We start from the raw sequence: 23,154 nt of genomic DNA, 5'->3' as shown, positions 1-23,154 counted from the left end.
AGACTCTTAACGGAATCTAAAAGGGTCGGCGCGGCGGCCGGCCCTTGGCAGTCGACGTGTGCGCGGCTCAGTGCGCGGTCTTGAACGGCGCGACCGTGATGCCGGCCTTGCTCAGCGCCTCGCGCAGGCCGCGCGCAATCTCGACGGCGCCATGCGTGTCGCCATGGATGCAGACGGTATCGGTCTGCATCTTGATCACCTTGCCGGTGACCGAGACGACCGCGCCGTCCTGCACCATCCGCACCACGCGCTCGGCGATCGCCTTGGGATCGTGCAGCACCGCGCCGGGCTTCTTGCGCGACACCAGATTGCCGTCGTCCTCATACGCGCGGTCGGCAAATACTTCATGCGCCATCCGCAGATTGGCGGCTTCGCCCGCGCGCACCAGCTTTGAGTTGGCGAGCACCACGAAGATGAGATTGCGGTCGACCGCCTTGATCGCATTGGCGATCGCCCGTGCGGTCATGTCGTCCTCGCAGGCGACGTTGGAGATCGCGCCATGTGCCTTCACATGGGTAACCTTGTGGCCAGCGGCGGTTGCGATCGCCTGCAGCGCGCCGATCTGATAGGCGATCAGGTTCTCGATCTCGGACGATGTCAGCCCCGGCATCGGGCGGCGGCCAAAGCCATGCAGGTCGCGGTAGCCGGGATGGGCGCCGACGCTGACGCCACGCGCCTTCGCGAGCTCGACGGTCTTGCGCATGATGTCAGCGTCGCCGGCATGGAAGCCGCAGGCTACGTTGACCGAAGTTGCAAGCTCGATCATCGCGGCATCATTGCCCATTTCCCAGGGGCCGAAACTTTCGCCGAGATCGCAATTGAGGTCGATGGTTGCAGTCATGACGATCGATCCGTTCGTTGTTCGTATTTGATTCAGGGCAGCGCAACTTGCCAGGTCGACACATCGACGGCGCTGACGGCCTGACCCGCGACATTCGCATCCCGCAGCGCCTCGATGTTGAGACCGAAATCGTCGATGCCGCGGAGGCGATCGGGCAGGGAATGCAGCAGCGCGTGGAACTTGATCGCCTCGGCCTGCGCTTCCGCCATGGTTACGGCCTTGAAGCGGAACGGCCGGCCGGCGGAGGTCTGCGCGAAGCGGCCAAGATCGGCCGTGATCACGGTCGCGATCTTTGGATAACCACCGCTTGTGCCGCGGTCCGGCATAAGCACGATCGGCTGGCCGTTGCCAGGCACCTGGATGCTGCCGTTGACGGTGCCGTCGGAGACGATGTTGTGGCCGTCGCGGTGCTTGATGACGGCCCCTTCGAGCCGGTAGCCCATGCGGTCGCTGGTGGCCGAGATTTTCCACTCGCTGTCGAGGAACAGCTGCTTGTTTTCCGCGGTGAACTCGTCGCCCTGCGGGCCGAACACGATGCGGATCGGCGCATCGGTGGCGGCCAGCAATTCGATGCGGCGCTCGGCGGCGCCGCTCGCAGCTTTCGTCTTCAACTCGTCGCCGCTTTGCAGCGGCCGCGGGTAGGGGCTGCCGAGCCCGGCCCGGGCGTTGACGGCGAGGCTGCCGAACATTGGCTCGCCCTCGATGCCGTGCTCGATCGCGAGATAGCTGAACGAGCCGCCGCGCGCAAAACCGAGATTGAGCGTCTCACCGTCGGCGAGCGTTGCCGAACTGTCGAAGGCGACCGGCCGGCCACCGATCTCCGCATTGCGCGATGCGCCAGCGAGCCCGACGCGCACGGCGCCGCCGCGTGCGGTGAAGGAGGCGCCGAATGGACCGATCTCGACCGCAGCAGCGAACGGTTCATTGCCGACCAGCGTATTGGCGGCCGCCAGCGAAAGCCTATCCATCGCGCCGCTCGGCGTCAGGCCGTAGCGCTGCGAGCCCGGGCGTCCGCCGTCCTGTACCGAGCTGGCCGGGCCGATCGAGGTGACGACGAGCTTGCTCATGGTGCCACCAGTTCTGCGATGAACTCACCGGCCTCGGCGGCGCGGTCCTGTTCGGCAAAGGTCTTGGCATCCACTGCCGTAAAGCTGACGGCATCGCCCGGCTCCAGCAGGAAGGTCGGATCGCGATGCAATTGGTAGGTTCGCACCGGAGTGCGGCCGAGCAGGTGCCAGCCGCTCGGGCCGGCGAGGCACTGTACGCCGGTCTGGATGCCGCCGATCGAGATGGTGCCGGCCGGGGTCACGAGCCGCGGCTCCTTGCGCCTGGGTATATGCAGGAACTTGTCCAGCCCGCTGAGATAGGACCAGCCGGGCGTGAAACCAATCATGGCGACGCGGTAGTCGCCGGCGGCGTGGCGCGCGACGATCTCATCGGGCGTGGTCTGGAGTGCCTTCGCCACATCCTCAAGATCGATGCCGTGCTCGCCGCCATAGGTGATGGGGATCCGCCAGCGCCGCGCTCCGCCTTCGGTCGGCGGTGCCTTGGCGGCGCGCGCAAGCAACTGCTCGCCGAGCGCATCGAAGGTGATCTGCACGGGATCGTAATGCACCAGCAGCGACCGGTAGGTCGGCACGGTCTCGGTGATCCCGGCGATCGGCTCGGCTGCGATCACGCGGTCGAGCGCGAGCACCCGCCGGTTGGCGGTGTCATCGATGGTGCGGCTGAATTCCACCGTGATGGCGCTGTCGCCACTCGGCAAAAGGCGGGGAGGACTTAAGGGTTCGGCCATCGGCTCAAGCAGATTGGATCGGCCATCAAGCTAGCGTGTTTCGATTCAAAACGGAATTCGCTTCGTGCAAAATGATGCAGCAACTTCAATAAATTAATCGGCATGCCGGCGATAAATTTAGGTGATCGCAGCTTTTTCGCGCAGCCCTTGACGCAGGGCCTTCGCCCGGCAACATGCGCCGGTCTTTTCCTCCCATCGGAGCAAGCTTTCCAGATGTCACTGTCCGCCGAAGCGATCGCGACGCTGTCGCACGTGTCCACCGCCACCATCACCACGGTCCTGCTCAAGAAGGGCCTGCGCAACATCTGGATGCGCGGCACCAAGCCCTTGAAGCCTGGGCAGAAGCGGTTGGTCGGACCGGCCTTCACGCTGCGCTTCGTGCCGGCCCGCGAGGATCTGGCGACGCCGGAATCCTGGTCGTCGCCGATCTCGACCCGTACCGCGATCGAGGCGATGCCGGCGGGCTGCATTGCCGTGGTCGATGCCATGGGCATCGCCGATGCCGGCATTTTCGGCGACATCCTCTGCGCGCGCATGGTCAAGCGCGGGGTGACGGCGCTGATCACCGATGGCGTGGTGCGTGACGTTGAGGGCGTGCTCGGCACCGGCCTGCCGGTCTGGTGCGACGGCTACGCGGCGCCGCCGTCGGTTGCAGGTCTGACCTTCGTCGGCTGGGGCGAACCGATCGGCTGCGGCGGCGTTGCCGTGTTTCCGAACGACGTGGTGGTGGCCGACCAGGACGGCGCGGTGCTGATCCCGCAGGCGTTCCTTGACCAGGTGCTGGCCGAGGGACCCGAGCAGGAGCGGATGGAGGCCTGGATCGTCAACGAGGTGAACAATGGCGCCCAGCTGCCCGGCCTGTATCCGATGAATGCCGAGACCAAGGCGCGCTACGCCGCAACCAAGAAATAACGTCAAGAAAGGGAGGTAACCCCATGGATATCCACGTTTCCGGCTCGCGGCCGACTCGCCGCGCGCCGAAGGAGAACTTCACCGGCAGCGTGCTGCAGGACCCGATCAACATGGCGCCGGCGCCGGCGCGGCTGAATGCTTCGCGCGTGTCATTCGAGCCCGGTGCGCGCACCGCCTGGCATACCCATCCGCTCGGACAGACGCTGTACGTGATCTCGGGCATCGGCCGCGTGCAGGCCAAGGGCGGGCCGATCCAGGAGATCCGCCCGGGCGACGTCGTCTGGATCCCGCCGAACGAGAAGCATTGGCATGGCGCTTCGCCCGACAACAGCATGACCCACATCGCCATGCAGGAGGCGCTCGACGGCGTCTATTCGACCTGGATGGAGCACGTCACCGACGAGGAATACAACGGCAAGGTAGGCTGAGCCGGCGTAGCAAGCCAAAGGAAAGCCCCGCGCACTGCGGGGCTTTTTTGTTGCTCGTATGCGTAGCTCGGACGGAGCGAAGCGTAATCCGGGCTACGACGACTTGCAGGTAATCAGTTCACCCGCGTCCAGGTCTGGCCGCCACAGAACATGCCGCCGAACGCGCAGCCCTGGACACGCAGCGTGTCGGGGCTCTTCAGTGCGATGGTGGAATCGTAGGTGCTGCCGCTATTGGGATCGAAGATGCGGCCGCTCCATTTGTCCTTGCCCGGCTTCATGTTGATCAGCACCTCCTCGCCGTTGGCGTTCGATGTCTTGTCGACCGAATAACCGCAGAGATTGGCGCCGCATTGCTCGATGCGGACCTTGCCTTCCTTCTCTTCGGTCAGCCAGACGCCGAGCGGCGAGTTGGCTGCTTGTGCGGGGTTTGCTGCCGGCTTGGGCGCGGGCGATGCGGCGCCGACCGTTGGCGCTGGGGCCGGCTTTGCCGACGCCGGCGCGGCGCTTTGTTGCACAACTGGCGGCGCGGGTGGTGGTGGCGGTGTGGTTGCTACCGTAGCCGGAGGTGGCGCAACGCTCGTGTTTGCAGGCTCTGTCGTTGTCGCTGGCGCCGCGGCCTGATCAACGGCAGTCGAAGAGGGTGAGGCAGCGGCCGCGGGTGGCGTGACAGGCATGGACGGAGAATCCGTTTTGGCGTCCTTCGGAGCCGTCTCGTGCTTCTGCTCGGCGTCCCTGTGCTTGGCGCGCTTGGTGCTGCGGCCGGTATTGTCATAGACGCCGGGGATCGAAACCGTTCCGCGATCGGGATCGATGCGAATGGTGCGGCCGCCGTAATCGAACGTATATTGCGCCTGCGCTGTCGCCGTGCTGGCCAGCACGAGCGTGGCGATCGCCAGAAGCTTTCTCATCTCGACCTCCAGTGCAGGGAATCCCGTTCGCGAGGCTATTTAGTAGGCGCCTCGCTGAACGTGCCCCAAATCACGGTCAGAACATGAGTCGTGCCCTCGCAACCCCAGGTTCAAATCACTGGATTGCGATCGGATTCAGGCCGTGCGCATCAATTTGCGGCCCGCGAGCAGTGAACCTGACGCAGCCTATTCAAACCACACGGCATAGATCTTCGCGTAGCTGCCGTCTTCGTGCGCGATATGGAGCCACTGGTCGACAAACGCCTTCAACGCGACGTCGCGCTGCATCCAGTAGGCCTTTTCCGCGAAGTCGAACGGCTTGTCGGGATGCACGGCGCAGAGCACGCCGGGATGCAGCTTCTGCTGATAGCGCGTCTCGGACGCGTCGGTCATCATCAGGTCAGCGTCACCCTTGGCGATCTCGTCGAAGATTTTAGTGTTGTCGTTGAAGACACGGATGTCCGCGGCCTTCACGTTGGCGCGCGCAAAACGCTCGTTGGTGCCGCCGGGATTGACGATGACACGGGTGCCGGGCTTGTCGATCTCGGCGATCGTCTCAAACTTGCCCTTGTCGGCGCAGCGCGCGATCGGCGTCTTGCCCTCGCGCATGATCGGCGTCGAGAACAGGCCCTTCTTCTGCCGGTCGAAGGTAATGGAGACGCCGCCCATCGCGATGTCGAAATTGTCGGCCTCGAAATCCTTCATCATCTGCGGCCACGATGTCGGCACGAACTCGACCTTGACGCCGAGCGCCTTGCCGAGCGATTGCGCCATGTCGACGTCGAAGCCGCGAAACGCGTTCGTCTCCTTGTCGAGCGCCGTGAAGGGCAGGTAGTCGCCGGTCATGCCGACGCGCAGCGTGCCGCGCTTGACGATCTCATCGAGCCGGGACGGCGCCGGCTGCGCTTGCGCGGCAGAAATGAGCAAAGCGAGAGCAAGGCCAGCCAGCGCGCGAAACATCAAGTTTTCTCCATCCGCCTTTTTGCGATGCCCGTGAGCACGTATCGCGTGTCAGGCCTCGTGGCGGTCCTTGCTCGCCTGAAGGGCGGCCGCCGTACGGCTGACGATCTCGTGCTTGAAATGCTCGAAGCGGCGCCGCGCTTCGGCCTCGCGATCGTCGACGAATTTGATCGCGGCGTCCCTGTCCATCGGGCCGTTGACCAGCGGGGTCGATCCTTCGCCGACGGTCTCGTCGACATAGTATTGGGCGCCGTTCTCGCGCACTGTCCAGCGGAAGCGCAGCGCGGCCATCGGGCCTGGGCCGGACTTGGAATAGCCATTGGCCTCGATCGGTTGGGGCGGCTGGATCGGCTCTGGCTCTGGCACGCTCGGCTCGGGTTCACTCAGCTCGGTCTCACTCGGCTCAGACTGTTCGACCAGTAGCTCGGGTTCCTCGATCGGCGGCTGCTCGACTGTCGTCGGCTCGGCAGGCGCGCTCTCGACGGACACAGTCTTGATGGACACCGCCTCGACGGTGACGACCTCGACGGACGATGGCAGGGGCGGTGGCATCGCTATCGAGACCGGCGGCTCCTCGGCAGGCTCGGATGCCTTGTCCGCGGCCTTGTCGGACGACTTGGTGTCGGACGACTTGGACTTGTCGGGAGGCGTCGTCGTCTGATCGAGAATGCTCGCGATTGCGGCGAGCGCATTGTCGGTCGGGTCACTCACGGTTCGGTCTCCCAGGCATGACGCCGGCGGAATCGTGCCGGCGCCCTTCCTATCTACCTGATTGGACTACCCTTTGTCGCGCCCGATTGAGCTAGGCGCAGACCGGCGGATGCCGGTCCTTCCAGGGACGAGCCTGTTCGAGCTGGCCGGCCAGGCGGAACAGCAGTCCTTCCTCGCCAAGCTTGGCCGCGAACATCATGCCGAGCGGCAGGCCGGCCTTGTTCCAGGCCAGCGGCACCGACATTGCCGGCTGCCCGGACATGTTGAACATCGAGGTGCCAGGCATGTAGCGGCGCAGCACCGGCGCGATGTGCGTCAGGTCCTCGGACATCGTGTTCAACTCGCCAATGCGGAGCGGCGGCGCGCACAAGGTTGGGCTGAGGAAGATGTCGCAGCCCTCGAAGAAGGTCGCAAGCCCGCGCGAGATCTGGAACGCCGCAAGCTGCGCGGCGACGTAGTCGGCGGGGGTCATCTTGACCGAGTTCTGACCGCTGGCGAGCGTCAGCCGCTCGACATCGTCCGACGTCAGCGTGCGCCCGACGCGCTGTTCGAGCAGGCGGATGGTCAGCGCCGTGTTGCCGCCCACGATCGTCGTCATGACGGCGGCGGGATCGGCGGCAAGTGACGGCGCACGCTCCTCGACATGATGGCCGAGGCCCGCCAGCAGCTTGGCAATGTCGCGGACTGCTGCGGCGATCTCGGGATCGATCGCATCGCCATAGGGCGACTTGTCGGTAAAGCTGATGCGCAGATGGCCGGGATCGCGGCCGACCTCCTGGGAAAACGGCCGCTCCGGCGGCGGCGCGACGTAGAGGCTCGACGGCTCAGGACCATGGATCGCATCCATCATGACCGCGCTGTCGCGGACGCTGATGCTCAGCACATGGCCGACGGAGAAGCCGCCCCAGCCCTCACCGCGATCGGGACCGCACGGGTTGCGGGCGCGCGTCGGCTTCATGCCGAATACGCCGGAGGCGGAGGCGGGGATCCGGATCGAGCCGCCGCCGTCGCTGGCATGCGCAACGGGCAGGATGCGCGCGGCGACAGCAGCCCCCGCGCCGCCGGACGAGCCACCGGAGGAATGATCGAGATTCCAGGGATTGCGGGTCGGGCCGAACAGGCGCGATTCCGTCGTCGGCATCAGCCCGAATTCCGGGCTCGCGCTCTTGCCGAAGATCGCAAGACCCGCATCGAGGAAACGCTGGGCCAGCGTACCGTTGTGATCGGCGACGAAGTCCTTCAGCAGACTGGCGCCCGACGTGGTGCGGGTGCCCTCGAGCAGATCGAGATCCTTCAGCAGGAACGGCACGCCGGTGAAGGGGCCGTCAGGCAACCCCTTGGCGATCTGGCGCTCGGCGTAGTCGTAATGCTTGACGACGACTGCGTTGATCTTCGGATCGACGGCGGTCGTGCGCGCAATCGCCTCGTCGAGCAGCTCCCTTGCCGTGACGTCCTTGTTGCGGACGAGCTCGGCGAGACCGACCGCGTCGTAGTTGCCGAATTCCTTGAAAGCCATGTGCGTGCTCCGCATCGCCGGGCCGACCTCGGGGATCGGCCGCGGCGCAAACGAGAAGGGCTGAAAGCTCAGCCGAGGACGTCCTGATTGATCACGTTCTGGCGCAGCGGATTGCCGTCCAGCACGCTCAGGATATTGCGCGCGGTCTGCTCGCTCATGCGATCGACAGCCTCTACCGTCACGCCCGCGACGTGCGGTGCCATGATCACATTCGGCAGGGCGTGCAGGGGCTGGCCGACCGACGGAGGCTCGACCTCGAACACGTCGAGGCCGGCGCCGGCGAGCTTGCCCGACGCCAGCGCGTCGTGCAGCGCCTTCTCGTCCACGATGCCGCCGCGGGCGGTGTTGATGAGATAGGCGGTTGGCTTCATCAGCCTGATCCGTGCGGCGTTGAACAGGCCGACCGTCTCGGGCGACTTCGGGCAATGGATCGTGACGAAATCCGCCCGCGGCAGCGCTGCTTCGAGGCTCGGCACCGCCTCACAGCCGGCCGCGGTGATCTCGCCGGCCGCCTTGTAGGGATCGTAGACCAGCACGTTCATTTCCATCGCAAGGCAGCGCTTGGCGGTACGGGTGCCGATGCGGCCGAAGCCGACAATCAGGACCGTCTTGCCGTAGAGGTCGAACGGCAGCACGCCGAGCCGGCTCGCCCAGGTGCCTTCCTTGACCATCGCGTGCATTTCCTGCGCGCGCTTGGCCAGCGTCAGCATCATGAACAGGGCGTGCTCTGCGACCGACGGCGAGTTCGCGGTGCCTGCGACCATCAGCGGCACCTTGCGGCGGGACAGCGCCGGCACGTCGACTGCGTCATAACCGACGCCGATCCGGGTCACCACCAACATGCCCTTGGACGCCTCCAGCTCCGCCTCGCCGAAGCGGGTCGCGCCGAGCGCCACGCCATGGACCGGCGCATGCTGCTCCAGCATCGCCTGGAAGTCCTTGGCCGAGATCAGGTTGGGAAATTCGACGAGTTCTACATCATCGCGTTCATTGAGGAGGGCCCGTGCCCCCGGAGACAGAGTCTGGGTGATGAAAATCTTCTTCTTGTTGGTAGCCATTTCCTGCCCTTGAGGTTCTTGTGCGCCGTCAAAGCACGGCGCCGGTCACCTCGTTTAGCAAATGCATATTGTTGAGGTCCACAGCCAATCGGAGCGGGCTGCCATCCCGCGCGCCGGCATTGGGATTGACCCGGCCGCAGAGCTGGGAGCCCTCGAGCGTGAAGTAGACCAGCGTCTCCATGCCCATCGGCTCCGTGACGTCGAGCATCGCATCGAACGGCTCGATGCCGGGCTCGGCGTGCGGCCGCGCCTCCATGATATGCTCGGGCCGCAGACCCAGCAGCAGCTTGTCGGTACGGGAAAGGCCCTGGTAGCGGGCGGCGCGCGCCGGCGGCAGCGGAAAGGAGAGCCGATCGGTCAGCCGCACGTTGAGCTTGCCGCCGACGTCTTCGAGCCGGCACGGCACGAAGTTCATCGCCGGCGAGCCGATGAAGCTTGCGACGAACCGGGTCGCCGGCTTGTGATACAGCTCGTTGGGCGTGCCGATCTGCTCGATCCTGCCGTGGTTCATCACCACCACGCGATCGGCCAGCGTCATCGCCTCGACCTGGTCATGGGTGACGTAGACGGTCGTGGTGCGGACCTTCTGATGCACCTTCTTGATCTCGATCCGCATCTGCACGCGCAGCTTGGCGTCGAGGTTGGACAACGGCTCGTCGAACAGGAACACCTTCGGGTTGCGCACGATCGCGCGTCCCATCGCGACGCGCTGGCGCTGGCCGCCGGAGAGCTGCTTCGGCTTGCGGTCGATCAGGTCGGTGATGTCGAGCATGCGGGCGGCTTCCGTCACCCGGCTCTTGATCTCGGCCTTGGGGTAGTGCTTGAGCCGCAGCCCGAACGACATGTTCTCGGCGACGGTCATGTGCGGATACAGCGCATAGTTCTGGAACACCATTGCGATGTCACGGTCCTTCGGCGGCACGTCGTTGACGACATCGCCGCCGATCATGATATCGCCGTCGGAAATGTCCTCGAGGCCGGCGATCATCCGCAGCGTCGTCGACTTGCCGCAGCCGCTCGGCCCGACCAGCACCACGAACTCATGGTCGGCGATATCGAGGTCGATGCCGCGCACCGCCTCGACCTCGTCGTAACGTTTCACCACCTTGCGCAAACTGACGTCGGCCATGAATCCTACCTTTGTCGCGTTCAACCTTTTGTCGCACCGGCGGTCAGGCCGGCAATGTAGTAGTCCATCAGGAAGGCGTAGATGATCAGCGGCGGCGCGGCGCCGAGCAGGGCGCCGGTCATGATCTGCCCCCAGTTGAAGACGTCGCCCTTGATCAGGGTCGTGATGATGCCGACCGGCAGCACAAGCTGATCGGTCGAGGTGGTGAAAACCAGGGGATAGAGGAACTGGGCCCAGGAGACGGTGAAGGCAAAGATCGTCGCCGCGATCAGGCCGGGCAGGGCGACCGGGATGAAGATCCGCGTCAGCGTCTGGAACCAGCTCGCGCCGTCGATGATCGCGGCCTCATCGAGCTCCTTTGGGATCGAGGCGAAATAGCCGATCATGATCCAGGTGCAGAACGGCACCGTCAGCGTCGGGTAAATGAACAGCAGCACATACCAGCGGTTGATGAGCTGAATTCCGGTCCAGTCGCCGATTACCGCGAACATCTTGAACAGCGGGATGAACAGCAGGCTGTCCGGAATGAGATAGGTGAGGAACACCCCGGTCGCGAGCGTCGCCGAGCCCCAGAACTTCATCCGCGCCAGCGCAAAGGCAGCCGGCACGCTGATCAGCATCGTGATGGTGACCACGATGATCGAGACCCAGGCCGAATTCCAGAAGAAGCGCAGGAACTGGTTCGACGTCAGGAGCTGAACGTAGTTCTCGAGTGTCGGGTGGTAGACCCACCACGGATTGGTCGCCGCCGAGATCTCCGCGCTGCCTTTCAGGGAGGTGATCAGCATGTAGAGCGGCGGCACCAGCGAGAAGATCGCAAACAGCGTCAGGAAGAAATAGGACCAGCGTAGCGCCCAGGTCCGGTCGCGACTCATGCTGCCGTATTTGACCTTGCGGGTCGGTCCCGACTTGTCGATCGTCACCGTGCTCATCAGGATTCATTCCCGCGTTTGGTGATGTCGCGCAGGATGAAGATCGCCGCGACCGCGAGGATCGGCACCATGAACAGCGAGACGCTGGCGCCGAGCGGAATGTCGCTGCCCTCGATGCCGACGCGGAACGCCCAGGTGGCGAAGATGTGGGTGTGGTCGAGCGGCCCGCCCGCGGTCAGGATGCGCACGATGTCGAAATTGGCGAAGGTTACGATCAGCGAGAACAGCGTCGTGATCGCGATGATGTTGCGCATCATCGGCAAGGTCACGTACCAGATCCGCTGCCACCAATTGGCGCCGTCGATCGCGGCCGCCTCATAGAGCTGCTCGGGCACCGATTTCAGCGCCGCCAGATACATGATCATGAAGAACGGCGCGCCGTACCAGACATTGACCAGGATCACCGAGAAGCGCGCCCACATCGCGTCGCCGGTCCACGGGATCGGCCCGAGGCCGAAGAACGCAAGCGTGTAGTTGAAGGCGCTGTAGGACGGGTCGAACAGCCACAGCCAGGCCAGCGTGCTCATCGCCGGCGGGATCACCCATGGCACCAGCAGCATGCCGCGCCATTTGCGCTGCTTGTTGGCGGGAACATTGTGCACGAAATGCGCGACGATGAAACCGATCAGCGCTTTGAAGACCACCGCCGATATCGCAAAGATGCAGGATTGCTTGACCACCAGCCAGAAGGTTTCGCGCTTGAACAGGAACTCGAAATTGCCGAAGCCGACGAACTTCGTCATCGCCTTGTTCAGCGTCGCCAGATGCAGGGAATAGAGGGCCGGATAGATCACGAGCACGGCGATCAGGAGGATCAGCGGCAGCGTCATCAGGAATGCTGACATCGACTTGCGCCGCAGCGCGTTGCGCAGGCCGGCGCGCCTTCGCCCTGTCGGGGCCGCGGCTGTGCGGTTGGATTGGAATGCGACATCAACCATTACGCAGGTTCCTCGCGCGGGTTGGTTGCACGGCTCGCCGGTCCGGCGGTTGGTCTATAAAGACGAGACCCCGCGCGGCCAGCACGATCGGCGGCCGCGCGCGAGCTCGTCCGTTCGTCAGCTTCGCATGAAGCCTTCGCACTCGCCTTCGGCCCAGGCGAGCGTCTTTTCCAGGCCTTCACCTTGGTAGTAGCGCAGGCACATCTTGGTCAGGGTGGCCTGGAAGTAGATCTGCTGCGCGACCTTGGGCGGCGCGGGCGATGCCGCGATCGACAGCGTCTGATGATGGTAGGGATTCGGATAGTGGTAGAGCGTGCCCTTTGGCGGCGCTTCCTCAGCCCAAACCTTCAACGTTGTGAGCTTTTCGTAGGCCGGCAGGTCATATCCGCCGCTCGCGACCACCATCTTTTCGATCGATGCGGGTTGCGACAGGAAGGACAGCAGGCTCTTCGCCGCTTCCTTGTTCTTCGAGAACGACCAGATCGACCAGAAGAACGGCAAATAGGGCGCGAAGCGTCCCTTCGGCCCGGCCGGGAACCCATGTGTCCAGCATTGCTCTGCGACCTGCGGAGCATCGCGCTTGGCGACCGCCCAGGCGCTCGGCGGGTTCATGATCATCGCACCCCTGCCCGAGACCAGCCACTTGTTGTTGGAGGCATCGTCCCATGCGGAAACATCGGGCGGCAGGAAAGCAAGAAGTTTCTTGTAGAATTCGAGCGACTGGCGCACCGCGTCGGTCTTTACGGTGAGGTTGCCCTTGGCGTCGACCAGTTGCGCACCGAACGACTGAAAGATCGCGCCGGCAGTATCGACGCTGTCGCTGGTCTCGCCGAGACCGATGCCGAACGGGAAGCCGGCCTTGTGGCAGGCTTCAGCCGCCTTGAGGAACGTATCGAGGGTCCAGTTGTCCGCTTTCGGAGGGCTTCCGGCCGGATACATTTCCTGCACGTCGATATTGGCATACTTCTTCATCAGGTCGATGCGCGAGCAGGGACCCTTGATCTGGCTGCCGACGCTGGCGGGAACGCCGAGCCATTTGCCGTCGGCCTGGCCGAGATACTTCACTGTACCGTTGACGTCGCCGTTCAGCTTGATGAGCGGGTCCATGATGTCGTTGACCGGCTCGAGCAGTTCGGCATTGGACTGCGGCCACCACGTCGGCATCTGGAAGATATCGTGACCGGATTTCGCCTGCGCCTCGGCGGCGATGGTGACGATGTTCTTGTTGCCCTGGCTGGTGATGTAGTCGATCTCGACCTCGACTTTTTCCTTGGCGCCCCATTCCTTGACGAGTTCGGTGGACGCGCTGTTTGCGCCCGGCACCCAATGATCCCAGAAGCCCATCGTGAGCTTTCCGCTGCTGCGTAGGCGCCACGTACGTAGGGGGCTGTAATGAGCGCCGCCGATGACAGCGCTGTCGCTGCAACGAATTCTCGGCGCGAAAGCTTCTTCCGTGACATGGCATTCCCTCCCTGGTAGCCGACGGACAAAAGACTTTTTGAATCCCGTTATTGTTTTTGTGCGTCGCGTTCGCGCGACGTCGCGGGATTTCGTTCACGCTGATCAGAACAGAATTGCCGGCTGCTGTCGAGAAACGAGATGCCCGTGCCACGTAGTACTAACGTTGTGGTCAAATCGCAGGCAGAGTCATCGGCATCACTGCAGTTGCCCATGGTTTGCCGCGCGTCCGGTGATCATGCTGCGACGCACGCGGAGGTCGGCGCGGCGATGCTTGTAGACGGTGCGCGGTTGAGCCGCAGGTTTCCGGCCGAGCCCTGACCGAGCCGTGTTCCGCCATGTTGATGCCCGGCGCGACCGATAGACTTGCTGAAGCCGGAAACGATAAACTCCGGATTCGTCGACCCTGCCCGCCGCGTCAGTCCAATTCACACCATCGATCACGGAGACTCGATCATGCTCATCCCGGTAGCGAAGCTGCGAGCGCAATGGAGATTGTGCGCCGCGGTTGGGGCCGCCGCCGTCACGCTGCTTGCAGTGCCTCACATGGTCGATGCGCAGATCGTGCAGGGCGTCGAAAACGGCGCGCGCGAAGGTAACAAGGCCGCCGGACCGGTTGGCGGCGTTCTGGGCGGAGCAATCGGCGGCGTCGTCGGGGTGGTGACCGGCGTGACCGGGGTCTTGACCGGTAACAACAACGCCAACCCCAATGCCGGCAACGGCAAGAATGCACAGGCTCCGGCGTCCGGCGACAAGCAGGGCGCCAAGGCCGCCAAATCGGCCAAGGCCGCCGCCAAGGACAAGGGTGCGAAGCAAGCGCCGACCGTGCTGACCCAAGCCGGCGCACCGCAGCTCACGGCCGAACAGATCGTCGCGAACAGCGACGCCAACATCGAGCGGATCAAGAAGGAACTCAACCTGACGCCGGAGCAGGAGAAGAATTGGGCCGGCTTCAACAGTGCGATGCACTATCTCGGGCACAATGGCGCCGACCGCCTCAACCTCCGCATTGCACGGGCGCAGCGCGATCCGCCTGATGACATCATCGAGCAGATGCGCAACGAGGCCCAGTTCCTCAATGACCGCGCAATCGATCAGCGCGGCGTCGCCGACGCCGCCGAGCCGCTCTATGCGAGCCTCGACGACAAGCAGAAACAAATCTTCATCAACGAAATGGTCCGCCTCAGCCACGAACGCGGGCTGGACTAGGGTCATTTCCGACAGCGAAGTGGGGACGAATAGCCGGGCCACCAAGCCCTGGGGTAGGTTAAAGGCGCAGCACCCCGGCTATTCTGCCGCAGCGGCGCGGCCTGGCTAATTCGTCATTCAATGTTGAAGAAAAACGGACCGGATCACGCCCGAGTGATGGCCGAGTCAGGGCCTTGTCGGGAACCGTCTTGCTGACATGAAGATTTGGCCGGCACATGCGCCGGCCAATTGTTGAGCAGCGGAATAATCCGGCGAAGGCTGTTCAGCCCTTCGGGAAGTTCAGCTCCACGCCGACGCCGTCGGGATCGTAGAGGAATATCTGAGTGTCGCCGGTGCGCGGCACGATCTGCTCGCGGAAGCTGACGTTCTTCGCCTGCAGGCGTTTGCGCACGGCGTCGACGTCGGTGGCGGCGAAGGCAATATGATCGAGCCGCCCGGTGTCCTCATATTTCTTCTCGGTGCCGCGCACCACGATGCCGTCGCGCGGTTTGCGAGTGCCCATTAAATGGACAGTGGCCTGGCCGCCGGAATAGAGCCAGTAGCCGGGGAAATCGAGCGGCGGACGATCGCCATTCTCGAGCCCGAGCACATCGCAATAGAACGCCTTGGTCTTCTCCAGGTCCTGCGGTTCGATCGTGAAATGCTGTAGTCCACCCAGTGGCATGGTTCTTCTCCCTGAGAAATCGGGTTAAACGAAGCTGAGGTCGGCATCGACGCCCAGCATCCAGGCGCCGACGGTCTCGAAATGGCTGAAGCGCCCCTGCAGTTGCTGGGTCACGGTGTGGATGTCGCGGAAGCGCCGCTCCAACGGATGGCCGTCGAAGATCGCGGTGGCGCCGGCCGTGTTGTAGGCAAAGTCGACGGCTTCCCGCGCCTTGTGGATGGCGTGCGTTGCCGCCATCCGGATCGTCATGCGCTGCGCGACCGTAATGCTGTGCCCGGCAACCAGGTCCTGCCAGATATCCGCCATCGACTGCAGCAGGAAGGCGCGGGCGGCGCGCAGATTGACTTCGGCCTGGGCGAGGCCGGATTGCACCACGGCATTGTCGCGCAGCGTCTTCTTCATGCCGCGCGGCACCTTATTGCGGGCGATATCGACGAAATTGTCCAGTGCGCTGCGCGCAATGCCGCAGGCGACCCCGGCGAATCCGACCTGATAGCAGGTGTGGTTGCTCATCCGGTACAGCGGACCATTCTCGCGGCATTCGCGATCGAACTCGCGGGTGATCGAATGGTCCGCGCGGACGAAGACGTCGTTGAGCGCGAACTGGTCGCTGGCAGTGCCGCGCAGCCCGACCGTGTTCCAGATGTCGGTCCATTCGACGTCTTCGGTCCGCACCAGCATGGTGCGCTCGACCTGCTCGCCATTGACGTCGCGGCGCGGCGAGCCGTCCGCGGCATAGACCGGGCAGTGGGCGCCTAGCCAGGTGGCGTGCCGCCCGCCGGAGGCAAACGACCAGACCCCGGTGACGCGGTAGCCGTCCGCGCACTCGATCGCCTTGACCTTCGGGCCGGGTCCCCAAGCCAGCACGGCGCGCGGATCGGCAAACATCTCCTGCGCGACCGGCAGGTCGAGATAGGCCGCCGACATCGCACAGCCGCCGGCCTGGCTCAGGCACCACGCCGTCGAGGCATCGGCCTTGGCGATGGTCTCGATGACATGGAAGAAGGTGACGGGATCGGTTTCGATCCCCTCGGTCGAGCGCGGCAACAGCAGGCGGAACAGCCGCGCCTCATGCAGCCGGTCGAGCAGATCGGGCGGCAGGCGGCGGGACGTCTCGATCTCGTCGGAGGCGGCTGCAACCGCGTCCCTGATTGCCTCGGCGCGGGCGATCACGTCGCGATCGCCGGCAAGATCGGCAGCAGTCACGCTCATATTCACCTCCCTCAGGCGCGCCGGATCGTTGCGGCGGCCGCGACGTCGGCGGTCGCATTGAGCTCCTTGTCGATCTGCTCGATCGACTTGCCCCGGGTCTCGAGCCCGAAGAACAGATAGACGGCGCCCGCCATCAGGAACCAGCAGCCGAGATAGACGAAGGCGGTCGGGATCTGGGTGAGCGGTACATCCGGCTTGAGGTAGTTGTTCGAGCCGACGATCAGGGCAAGCCCGACCGGCCCGATGATTTTGCCGATGCCGCCGAAGCCGTAGGCCGATCCCATCCCCGTGGTGCGCAGATGCGACGGCCAGACCTCCGCGGCATAGGGCCCGACGATCGCAAAGCCACCGTCGGCGAAGAAGAACGCGGCGCCGAGCAGCAGCCAGAATGCCGACATGCCGAACAGTGTCGCGTCGTAGTGATAGCCGGCAATGATGGTCAGCGCGCCGGCGCCGAAGCCGAGCAGGCCGCCGGCGATGCGCCGTCCCAGCAGTTCCGAGAAGTAGGAGAACGAGATGCGTCCGAGGAAGCCGGTGAGGCTGAGCAGGATCATCATCTTGGCGGCCTCCTGCGGCGTGACCTTCAGGAGCAGCACGAACAGCGCGGGCGCCCACAGCGTGATGCCGTAGACGCCGGTCTGCGCGCCGGCGTTGCCGAGCCAGGAGACGATCAGGCTGCGCGGATATTTGAACAGGTCGAACCAGCTTGTCTTGACGATTGGGCCGGCGTCGGCCGCGCTCGGCAAGGGCAGCTCCGATGGCGGCACCTGCAGCGCCCAGGCCAGCGACTTGCGGGCTTCGTCATAGCGTCCCTGCCGGCACAGCCAGCGCGGCGACTCCGGAACCCAGAGCCGGATCAGCAGCACCAGGACAGCGGGCAGCACGCCGATCGCAAACAGCAGCCGCCACTGATCGGTGCCCATGACCGCGCCGAGCACCGCGCCGAGCCCGACGCCGAGCGGGATCACGCAGGTGACGAGCCCGCCGACCCAGCCGCGCTTGTGCGAGGGCATGAACTCCTGCACCAGCGGCAGGTCGACGCAATAAAGTCCGCCGACGCCGGTGCCGACGAAGAAGCGCAGGATCGCCAGATAGACCCAGCCATTGTCGGGCGTGAAATAGAGCAGGCCGGTCGCGATCGAGAAATTCAGCACGGTGCCGATGAAGACGATGCGGCGCCCGACCCGGTCGGCGAGCCAGCCCCATAGATAGGGGCCGAGGATGGCACCGATGCCGGAGCTCATCAGCACGGTGGCCGACTGGCCAAAGGTGAGTTTCCACGGCCCGATCAGGAATGCGAGCACAAAGCCGATCAGAAGAAGTAGTCGAAGAACTCCAGCGCATCGCCGATGATGGCCGCCGCAAGGATCTTGATCTGGTTGCCGGTCAGAGTCGTCCGGCGATCGAGAATCTCGAACATGGCGCGTCTCCCTATGGCGCCTGTTCGTTGTTGTTGGGAGCGTGCGTCGCGCCAGCGCATCGCCCATAGGGTGAGGCTATCCTCGCGCTGTCGCGAACGGCAAGCCCGCACCGACGCGGGGCTCATCTGCACGGGTGCGATAAGCAATTCGGCTTACTGCTGCGCACAAATCGTGGTGCGAAAGCCTGATGCGGGCTGCGGGAGCCGTTGACTCCTGCAATGCCGATCGCCCACGTTTGCGTGAAGAAAGTTTAGGGGGCAGTCCGGGTGGACGAAAAGCGCAAGCATCCGCGAACCGAGGTCAATCAACCCGGCTATGTCTCGTCGGGCGGTTCGGTCATGCATTGCACGATCGTGAACATATCGCCGGAAGGGGCCGCCATCGAGGTCGAGAATCCGGCCTTCGTCCCGCACCGATTCCGCCTGGTGATGGCCCGGGACGCCTCGGTTGTCTATGACTGCCAGGTGATCTGGAGCAAGAAGACGCGGATTGGAGTGAGTTTCGTGACGACCGCCTGAGCGCGGCAATCTCGTGGGGACGCCATGACCGACCGAGCCAGGCTGGGGTGGTTTCGTTGCTGGAACAGCAGGTGAGGCGCCGATGACTCCGGAACCCGCAACGATCTGCCTCGGCTGCTGGCAAAACCTGCACATGCCGATCCCGCTGCGCGGTCCCTTGTCGGCGCCGTTCCGCCTGTTCGGTATCCGGCCGAGTCGCATGAACCCGAACACCTGCACGATCTGCGAGATGGCCTTCTCGAAGATCATGAAGGCACGCGCCGTGACCATCGACGCCACCATCCTGTTCGCCGATCTGCGCGGCTACACGACGCTGACGCAGACCATCGCGCAGGACGGGCTGACGTCGCTGCTCGATGCGTTCTACGACGACTGCGCCGCCGCGATCTGGCGCTATGACGGCATTCTCAACAAGACGATCGGCGATGCCGTGTTCGCGATCTTCAATTTTCCGGTGCGCCGGGACGATCATGCCGTGCAGGCCTTGCTGGCAGCGCGCGACATCCAGCGCCGTTTCCAGGAAAGGCACGACGCCCTGGCGCGGACGATCGGCGCCGGCGACATCGAGCTCGGCATCGGGATCGGGATGGACAGTGGCGACACCAATTTCGGAGAGTTCGGCCAGACCCATCGCGACCTGACGGCTGTCGGCACGGTGGTCAATCGCGCGGCACGTGCCCAGGCGATGGCAAAATCCGGCGAGATCCTGGTCACGACGGCCGTGCGCGATCGAACCCGCGACATGATCACCGCGGCCGGTTCCGATTATACGCTGAAGGGCTTCGACCAGCCGGTTATGCTGTTTTCTGCCTGAATTGACGCAGCGCAAAAAAAGACGGCTCCAGCGTGCCATTGCGCGCCGAAGCCGTCGGGATGGTCGTTTGCCGATTACGAACGTCGCCTCAACGCCGAACCGGCGGCTTCGTTCCCGCCCACGTGAAATCCTTTTGAACCGGGTCAGCGCCACATGCCGCGCATCCGGGCGCCGATATCGATCGGCGGCGCCCGGTTGGCGGAGGAGGTCTGCGCGGCCGCAGCGCGCGGCCAGCCGGTCCGCTCGAACATCGGCAGCAGCCTTTCCGGGATGAAGCGGGTACGCGAGGCGTACATGTGGCGGTCGCCCTTGGCGGCCTGGCCGTGGACGAAGAAACGCTGCGGCACCAGTAGATGCAGATCGTCCTTGGCGCGGGTCATGGCGACATAGAGCAGGCGGCGCTCCTCCTCGAGTTCAGCCGACGTGCCGGCGCCGAGATCGGAGGGCATGCAGCCGTCGACGACGTTGAGCACGTAGACGGATTTCCATTCCTGCCCCTTGGCGGAGTGGATGGTCGACAGGATCAGATAATCCTCGTCGAGCAGCGGCACGCCGGCCTGGTCACTGGTCGCATCGGGCGGATCGAGCGTGAGCTCGGTGAGGAAGCGTTCGCGTGACGGATAGCTGGCGGCGATCTGCTGGAGCTGAATGAGGTCGGCGCGGCGGACTTCGCTGTCTTCGTGGATTCGATCGAGATGCGGCTCGTACCAGAGGCGCGCGCGTTCGATGTCGACGGGCCATTCCGAGTAGCGAAGGTTCTCGATCGCCTCGACGAACAGCTGCCAGTCGGCGCCGGCGCGGGGCGGGGCCGGCAACGCTGCGAGCTCCGCGATCGGATCGGCGGTTTCTGCCATGCGGTCGAGCACGCGCTGCGCCGAGGCCGGCCCGACGCCAGGCAACAGATGCAGGATGCGAAAGCCGGCGACCCGGTCGCGCGGATTCGCGGTGAAGCGCAGCAGCGCCAGCATGTCCTTGACGTGCGCGGCATCGAGGAATTTGAGGCCGCCGAACTTCACGAAGGGAATGTTGCGGCGGGTCAGCTCGACCTCCAGCGGACCGCTGTGCGAGGAGGTGCGGAACAGCACCGCCTGATGCTTCAACAGCGCGCCTTCCTCACGGTTGGCCAGCACCTGCTCGACGATGTAACGGGCTTGATCGGCTTCGTCGCGGATCGTGACGAGCAGCGGCTTGCGGGTCGAGGTCCGGTCGGTCCACAGGTTCTTGGTGAAGCGTTCCTTGGCGAGCGAGATCACGCCGTTGGCGGCCGCCAGGATCGGCTGCGTCGAGCGATAGTTGCGGTCGAGCGTGACGATCTCGGCGGCCGGGCTGAACTGCGCCGGGAAGTCGAGGATGTTGCGCACGGTGGCGGCGCGGAACGAGTAGATCGACTGTGCGTCGTCGCCGACGACGGTGAGCCCGCGTCCCGCCGGCTTGAGCGCGAGCAGGATGGAGGACTGCAGGCGGTTGGTGTCCTGATATTCGTCGACCATCACATGGTCGAAGCGGCCGCCGATCTCCTCGGCCAGCGCAGTGTCCGTCACCATCTGCGCCCAGTAGAGCAGAAGGTCGTCGTAATCGAGCACGTTCTGCCGCTGCTTGGCTTCGACATAGGCCGCAAACAATTGCTTCAACTCGCTGGCCCAGCCGGAGCACCACGGGAAGAACTGGCCCAGCACGGCCTCGATCGGCATCTCCGCGTTCACGCAGCGCGAATAGATCGCAAGGCATGTGCCTTTGGTGGGAAACCGGCTTTCGGTGCGGGAGAACCCGAGATCGTGGCGGACCAGGTTCATCAGGTCGGCGGAATCCTCACGGTCATGGATCGTGAAAGCCGGGTCGAGGGCGATGCGTTCGGCGAATTCCCGGAGCAGCCGCGCGCCGATGCCGTGGAACGTGCCCGCCCAATTCAGCGCATCGGTCATGATCGAGGCGCGATCGCCGAGCACGCGCCGCGCGATGCGTTCGACGCGGCCGGCCATCTCGGCGGCTGCGCGTCGCGAAAAGGTCATCAACAGGATGCGGCGCGGATCGACGCCCGCGACGATCAGATGCGCGACGCGATGGGCGAGCGTATTGGTCTTACCGGAGCCCGCGCCCGCGATCACCAGCAGCGGGGCGCCGACGATGCCATCCTTGCCGACCCCGTGCTCGACGGCGCGGCGCTGCTCGGAATTGAGCGCATCGAGATAGGCTGTGTTGGCAAGATCAGGCACGAATCACCCCCACGAAACGCTAACAGACATTGCGATTCCGTGGAGCCGGCACACCTCGATGGGAGCAGAGAAATTAGATTGACATTAACGCGCCGCAGAGCACAACCGCGCCATGGGTGATGTTTCCAAATCCGACACGCCGCTGAAGGCGACATTCAGAGTGCGGCTGAACGGCGAGACGGTAACGCTCGCGACCGTCGGTCAGGCCTACCGCTTCATCAGCAATCTCAGCGCCGTCGAATGGATGGAGTTCCGCTCGCTGCATGACGACGCGCTGGTCGCGCTGGAGCGCGCAGCGGGTAACGCCATGCTGACGGTGCAAGCAACTTCCGCGCTGCGGATGCTGTTCGTCCGCGCCAAATTGCTTTGAAAAGAAATGGGCCGCCTTGGCCCTCCGCGGCGGCCCGAGAGTGCGGCCGAAGCGCATTGCGCACCCGGCCGTCGCGTGTACCGCCGTTACCTTGTTTGCGGCCATAACGAACGGGCCTTACGAAAGGCGCGCCGATTCGGCTGTAGCTGCAACACCACAATCAGTGGCCGACGTCGTCGACGAGGCGGTCGTACACAAGCGCAGAACGCAGGTTCATCGTTGCGATCCTCAGATAGCTGGGTTCGCGCATGGCGTTGTTGAACATCATGATCGCCGTCTTCCAGTACCCGCGCTCGCGCTGATCAATGTTCAGCGCTGACAGGTAGTCCGCCGCGTCGCCGACGGTTGCGAGTGTTCGCCCGTCTTTCAGCGTGATCGGGAACGCAAGCGGCGACCCCTTCTCCAGCTCCAGCACGAAAGGCTCCCCCAAAAGGCAAACAGCAATAACAGAACAGACCTAGCTGTGCCGCTATATCAAAGCCTTAAGGGAGTGTCCGGGTTGGGCGGTTCAGAAGGAATCCGCCAGTGCGATCTCCGCCCGAAGGGCATCGATGCGCCGTTCGGCTTCCTCCGACGTCAGGTCGCGCGCGTACTGGTTCGGCTGATAGGCCTCCTCGGCCAAGGTCCGCAACCGCAGCGCCTGGGCACGCGACATCAGCCCGCCAAGCCGCTCCGCAACCCCGCCAAATCTTACCGCTGCCATGCTCATCGCTCACCTCGCTTGCCTGATCGTGACTTGACAATATGTTCTATTTTTGTTCTAACAACCCATGGACAACAAGATCAACGAAATTCGTCGTAAGATCAGCACTTTGCGGGCTGAGATGAGCCTGGTCGAGGCTTCGATCCGGGATCAAGTCAACCGCGATCTGGATTGCAGCGAAGCGTCCTACCGGCTGATGGCGATGCGCGCCGAAGTGACCGAGCTCATCGGCCGGTGGAAGGCCGCCGGCGGCGGCGAGCGCCTCCCCACGGTGCGAGAGCGGCTGAGCAGAAGCTTTGCGGATCGTGCCGTTGCGGCCGGCAAGCCGGCTCCCGACAAATCGGACAAAGGCAGGCTCAGGCCGGGCCAGAGCAACGCGAGGGTTTGATCGGTCGGCCCGAGCGGGAGGGCGCGTCACACACCGGCTCGAGTCCGAATCTGGTT

24 protein-coding genes and 1 pseudogene are annotated in these 23,154 nt (G+C 64.4%); 7 read left to right on the top strand and 18 right to left on the bottom strand.

What is annotated here, in order from left to right:
- Positions 1–67 precede the first annotated feature (67 nt).
- Genes ACVWW1_RS10425 through pxpB form a run of 3 tightly spaced genes read right to left on the bottom strand, consistent with a single transcriptional unit; the run spans position 68 to position 2,636 of the window.
- Positions 68–841, bottom strand: coding sequence for a LamB/YcsF family protein (locus ACVWW1_RS10425; protein ID WP_092114433.1), 774 nt, complete (start codon positions 839–841; stop codon positions 68–70).
- A 32-nt stretch (positions 842–873) separates the two neighbouring features.
- A complete protein-coding gene (locus ACVWW1_RS10420; protein WP_456655709.1) occupies positions 874–1,908 on the bottom strand; it encodes a 5-oxoprolinase subunit C family protein in 1,035 nt (344 codons plus the stop codon).
- Positions 1,905–2,636: a 5-oxoprolinase subunit PxpB gene (gene pxpB, locus ACVWW1_RS10415; protein WP_456655708.1), complete on the bottom strand. Its 732-nt coding sequence runs from the start codon at positions 2,634–2,636 to the stop codon at positions 1,905–1,907. Before pxpB ends, ACVWW1_RS10420 begins: the two co-directional genes overlap by 4 nt.
- A 213-nt stretch (positions 2,637–2,849) precedes the next feature.
- Between pxpB and ACVWW1_RS10410 the strand changes: the two genes are divergently transcribed.
- On the top strand, positions 2,850–3,548 hold the full coding sequence (locus tag ACVWW1_RS10410) for a ribonuclease activity regulator RraA (protein WP_176531306.1): 699 nt from the start codon (positions 2,850–2,852) through the stop codon (positions 3,546–3,548).
- A gap of 23 nt (positions 3,549–3,571) precedes the next feature.
- On the top strand, positions 3,572–3,976 hold the full coding sequence (locus tag ACVWW1_RS10405; RefSeq protein WP_456655707.1) for a (R)-mandelonitrile lyase: 405 nt from the start codon (positions 3,572–3,574) through the stop codon (positions 3,974–3,976).
- Between the two features lie 113 nt (positions 3,977–4,089).
- Here ACVWW1_RS10405 and ACVWW1_RS10400 read toward each other — a convergent pair whose 3' ends face one another.
- From ACVWW1_RS10400 to ACVWW1_RS10360, 9 genes and pseudogenes are all read right to left on the bottom strand, one after another.
- Positions 4,090–4,884, bottom strand: coding sequence for a DUF2147 domain-containing protein (locus ACVWW1_RS10400; RefSeq protein ID WP_456655706.1), 795 nt, complete (start codon positions 4,882–4,884; stop codon positions 4,090–4,092).
- A 186-nt stretch (positions 4,885–5,070) separates the two neighbouring features.
- On the bottom strand, positions 5,071–5,844 hold the full coding sequence (locus ACVWW1_RS10395) for a transporter substrate-binding domain-containing protein (RefSeq protein WP_420840863.1): 774 nt from the start codon (positions 5,842–5,844) through the stop codon (positions 5,071–5,073).
- 51 nt (positions 5,845–5,895) lie between these two features.
- Entirely contained in the window at positions 5,896–6,555 is a 660-nt protein-coding gene (locus ACVWW1_RS10390) for a hypothetical protein (RefSeq protein WP_456655705.1), read from the bottom strand.
- Positions 6,556–6,646: 91 nt separating this feature from the next.
- Positions 6,647–8,071 (bottom strand): amidase, encoded by a 1,425-nt coding sequence (locus tag ACVWW1_RS10385; RefSeq protein WP_456655704.1) that lies wholly within the window; start codon positions 8,069–8,071, stop codon positions 6,647–6,649.
- 68 nt (positions 8,072–8,139) lie between these two features.
- The gene (locus ACVWW1_RS10380) at positions 8,140–9,129 is read right to left on the bottom strand and encodes a hydroxyacid dehydrogenase (protein WP_176531311.1); all 990 of its coding nucleotides are present in this window, start codon (positions 9,127–9,129) and stop codon (positions 8,140–8,142) included.
- A 28-nt stretch (positions 9,130–9,157) separates the two neighbouring features.
- Positions 9,158–10,258: an ABC transporter ATP-binding protein gene (locus tag ACVWW1_RS10375; protein ID WP_456655703.1), complete on the bottom strand. Its 1,101-nt coding sequence runs from the start codon at positions 10,256–10,258 to the stop codon at positions 9,158–9,160.
- A 20-nt stretch (positions 10,259–10,278) separates the two neighbouring features.
- A complete protein-coding gene (locus ACVWW1_RS10370; RefSeq protein ID WP_176531313.1) occupies positions 10,279–11,190 on the bottom strand; it encodes a carbohydrate ABC transporter permease in 912 nt (303 codons plus the stop codon).
- Positions 11,190–12,128, bottom strand: coding sequence for a carbohydrate ABC transporter permease (locus ACVWW1_RS10365; protein ID WP_176531314.1), 939 nt, complete (start codon positions 12,126–12,128; stop codon positions 11,190–11,192). Before ACVWW1_RS10365 ends, ACVWW1_RS10370 begins: the two co-directional genes overlap by 1 nt.
- A gap of 117 nt (positions 12,129–12,245) precedes the next feature.
- Positions 12,246–13,588: pseudogene (locus ACVWW1_RS10360) on the bottom strand (ABC transporter substrate-binding protein).
- A gap of 454 nt (positions 13,589–14,042) precedes the next feature.
- Between ACVWW1_RS10360 and ACVWW1_RS10355 the strand changes: the two are divergent.
- The gene (locus ACVWW1_RS10355) at positions 14,043–14,795 is read left to right on the top strand and encodes a Spy/CpxP family protein refolding chaperone (RefSeq protein ID WP_456655702.1); all 753 of its coding nucleotides are present in this window, start codon (positions 14,043–14,045) and stop codon (positions 14,793–14,795) included.
- Between the two features lie 262 nt (positions 14,796–15,057).
- On the opposite strand, the gene ACVWW1_RS10350 is transcribed toward ACVWW1_RS10355, so the two are convergent.
- From ACVWW1_RS10350 to ACVWW1_RS10340, 3 genes are read right to left on the bottom strand one after another with little or no spacing between them, the layout of a single operon-like run.
- A complete protein-coding gene (locus ACVWW1_RS10350; RefSeq protein ID WP_176531316.1) occupies positions 15,058–15,459 on the bottom strand; it encodes a VOC family protein in 402 nt (133 codons plus the stop codon).
- A gap of 24 nt (positions 15,460–15,483) precedes the next feature.
- Positions 15,484–16,671, bottom strand: a complete 1,188-nt coding sequence (locus tag ACVWW1_RS10345; RefSeq protein ID WP_456655701.1) for an acyl-CoA dehydrogenase family protein — start codon at positions 16,669–16,671, stop codon at positions 15,484–15,486.
- 11 nt (positions 16,672–16,682) lie between these two features.
- On the bottom strand, positions 16,683–17,975 hold the full coding sequence (locus tag ACVWW1_RS10340; protein ID WP_456655700.1) for an MFS transporter: 1,293 nt from the start codon (positions 17,973–17,975) through the stop codon (positions 16,683–16,685).
- A gap of 383 nt (positions 17,976–18,358) precedes the next feature.
- On the opposite strand from ACVWW1_RS10340, the gene ACVWW1_RS10335 reads away from it, so the two are divergent.
- Entirely contained in the window at positions 18,359–18,610 is a 252-nt protein-coding gene (locus ACVWW1_RS10335; RefSeq protein ID WP_207839834.1) for a PilZ domain-containing protein, read from the top strand.
- Positions 18,611–18,692: 82 nt separating this feature from the next.
- Positions 18,693–19,424 (top strand): adenylate/guanylate cyclase domain-containing protein, encoded by a 732-nt coding sequence (locus ACVWW1_RS10330; RefSeq protein ID WP_456655699.1) that lies wholly within the window; start codon positions 18,693–18,695, stop codon positions 19,422–19,424.
- Positions 19,425–19,567: 143 nt separating this feature from the next.
- On the opposite strand, the gene ACVWW1_RS10325 is transcribed toward ACVWW1_RS10330, so the two are convergent.
- A complete protein-coding gene (locus tag ACVWW1_RS10325) occupies positions 19,568–21,637 on the bottom strand; it encodes an ATP-dependent helicase (protein WP_456655698.1) in 2,070 nt (689 codons plus the stop codon).
- Positions 21,638–21,749: 112 nt separating this feature from the next.
- Here ACVWW1_RS10325 and ACVWW1_RS10320 point away from each other — a divergent pair, with 112 nt between their 5' ends.
- Complete coding sequence (locus ACVWW1_RS10320; protein WP_092114453.1) at positions 21,750–22,007, top strand: hypothetical protein; 258 nt, start codon at positions 21,750–21,752, stop codon at positions 22,005–22,007.
- 160 nt (positions 22,008–22,167) lie between these two features.
- On the opposite strand, the gene ACVWW1_RS10315 is transcribed toward ACVWW1_RS10320, so the two are convergent.
- A complete protein-coding gene (locus ACVWW1_RS10315; RefSeq protein ID WP_456655697.1) occupies positions 22,168–22,422 on the bottom strand; it encodes a hypothetical protein in 255 nt (84 codons plus the stop codon).
- Between the two features lie 93 nt (positions 22,423–22,515).
- Positions 22,516–22,716 carry a DUF3072 domain-containing protein gene (locus ACVWW1_RS10310; protein WP_229166414.1) on the bottom strand — a complete coding sequence of 67 codons (201 nt, stop codon included), beginning with the start codon at positions 22,714–22,716 and terminating at the stop codon, positions 22,516–22,518.
- A gap of 61 nt (positions 22,717–22,777) precedes the next feature.
- On the opposite strand from ACVWW1_RS10310, the gene ACVWW1_RS10305 reads away from it, so the two are divergent.
- Positions 22,778–23,098 (top strand): hypothetical protein, encoded by a 321-nt coding sequence (locus tag ACVWW1_RS10305; RefSeq protein WP_456655696.1) that lies wholly within the window; start codon positions 22,778–22,780, stop codon positions 23,096–23,098.
- Positions 23,099–23,154 lie beyond the last annotated feature (56 nt).

The organism is Bradyrhizobium sp. JR3.5, assembly GCF_054057015.1.
The sequence above is the reverse complement of the archived record's forward strand: the minus strand, read 5'-3'. Positions and strand labels throughout refer to the sequence as shown.

Excerpts from the sequence above, each read along its gene's own strand:
- ACVWW1_RS10425 (WP_092114433.1), bottom strand. The coding sequence starts at position 841 with ATGACTGCAACCATCGACCTCAATTGCGATCTCGGCGAAAGTTTCGGC.
- ACVWW1_RS10420 (WP_456655709.1), bottom strand. The coding sequence starts at position 1,908 with ATGAGCAAGCTCGTCGTCACCTCGATCGGCCCGGCCAGCTCGGTACAG.
- pxpB (WP_456655708.1), bottom strand. The coding sequence starts at position 2,636 with ATGGCCGAACCCTTAAGTCCTCCCCGCCTTTTGCCGAGTGGCGACAGC.
- ACVWW1_RS10410 (WP_176531306.1), top strand. The coding sequence starts at position 2,850 with ATGTCACTGTCCGCCGAAGCGATCGCGACGCTGTCGCACGTGTCCACC.
- ACVWW1_RS10405 (WP_456655707.1), top strand. The coding sequence starts at position 3,572 with ATGGATATCCACGTTTCCGGCTCGCGGCCGACTCGCCGCGCGCCGAAG.
- ACVWW1_RS10400 (WP_456655706.1), bottom strand. The coding sequence starts at position 4,884 with ATGAGAAAGCTTCTGGCGATCGCCACGCTCGTGCTGGCCAGCACGGCG.
- ACVWW1_RS10395 (WP_420840863.1), bottom strand. The coding sequence starts at position 5,844 with ATGTTTCGCGCGCTGGCTGGCCTTGCTCTCGCTTTGCTCATTTCTGCC.
- ACVWW1_RS10385 (WP_456655704.1), bottom strand. The coding sequence starts at position 8,071 with ATGGCTTTCAAGGAATTCGGCAACTACGACGCGGTCGGTCTCGCCGAG.
- ACVWW1_RS10380 (WP_176531311.1), bottom strand. The coding sequence starts at position 9,129 with ATGGCTACCAACAAGAAGAAGATTTTCATCACCCAGACTCTGTCTCCG.
- ACVWW1_RS10375 (WP_456655703.1), bottom strand. The coding sequence starts at position 10,258 with ATGGCCGACGTCAGTTTGCGCAAGGTGGTGAAACGTTACGACGAGGTC.
- ACVWW1_RS10370 (WP_176531313.1), bottom strand. The coding sequence starts at position 11,190 with ATGAGCACGGTGACGATCGACAAGTCGGGACCGACCCGCAAGGTCAAA.
- ACVWW1_RS10365 (WP_176531314.1), bottom strand. The coding sequence starts at position 12,128 with ATGGTTGATGTCGCATTCCAATCCAACCGCACAGCCGCGGCCCCGACA.
- ACVWW1_RS10355 (WP_456655702.1), top strand. The coding sequence starts at position 14,043 with ATGCTCATCCCGGTAGCGAAGCTGCGAGCGCAATGGAGATTGTGCGCC.
- ACVWW1_RS10350 (WP_176531316.1), bottom strand. The coding sequence starts at position 15,459 with ATGCCACTGGGTGGACTACAGCATTTCACGATCGAACCGCAGGACCTG.
- ACVWW1_RS10345 (WP_456655701.1), bottom strand. The coding sequence starts at position 16,671 with ATGAGCGTGACTGCTGCCGATCTTGCCGGCGATCGCGACGTGATCGCC.
- ACVWW1_RS10330 (WP_456655699.1), top strand. The coding sequence starts at position 18,693 with ATGACTCCGGAACCCGCAACGATCTGCCTCGGCTGCTGGCAAAACCTG.
- ACVWW1_RS10320 (WP_092114453.1), top strand. The coding sequence starts at position 21,750 with ATGGGTGATGTTTCCAAATCCGACACGCCGCTGAAGGCGACATTCAGA.
- ACVWW1_RS10310 (WP_229166414.1), bottom strand. The coding sequence starts at position 22,716 with ATGAGCATGGCAGCGGTAAGATTTGGCGGGGTTGCGGAGCGGCTTGGC.
- ACVWW1_RS10305 (WP_456655696.1), top strand. The coding sequence starts at position 22,778 with ATGGACAACAAGATCAACGAAATTCGTCGTAAGATCAGCACTTTGCGG.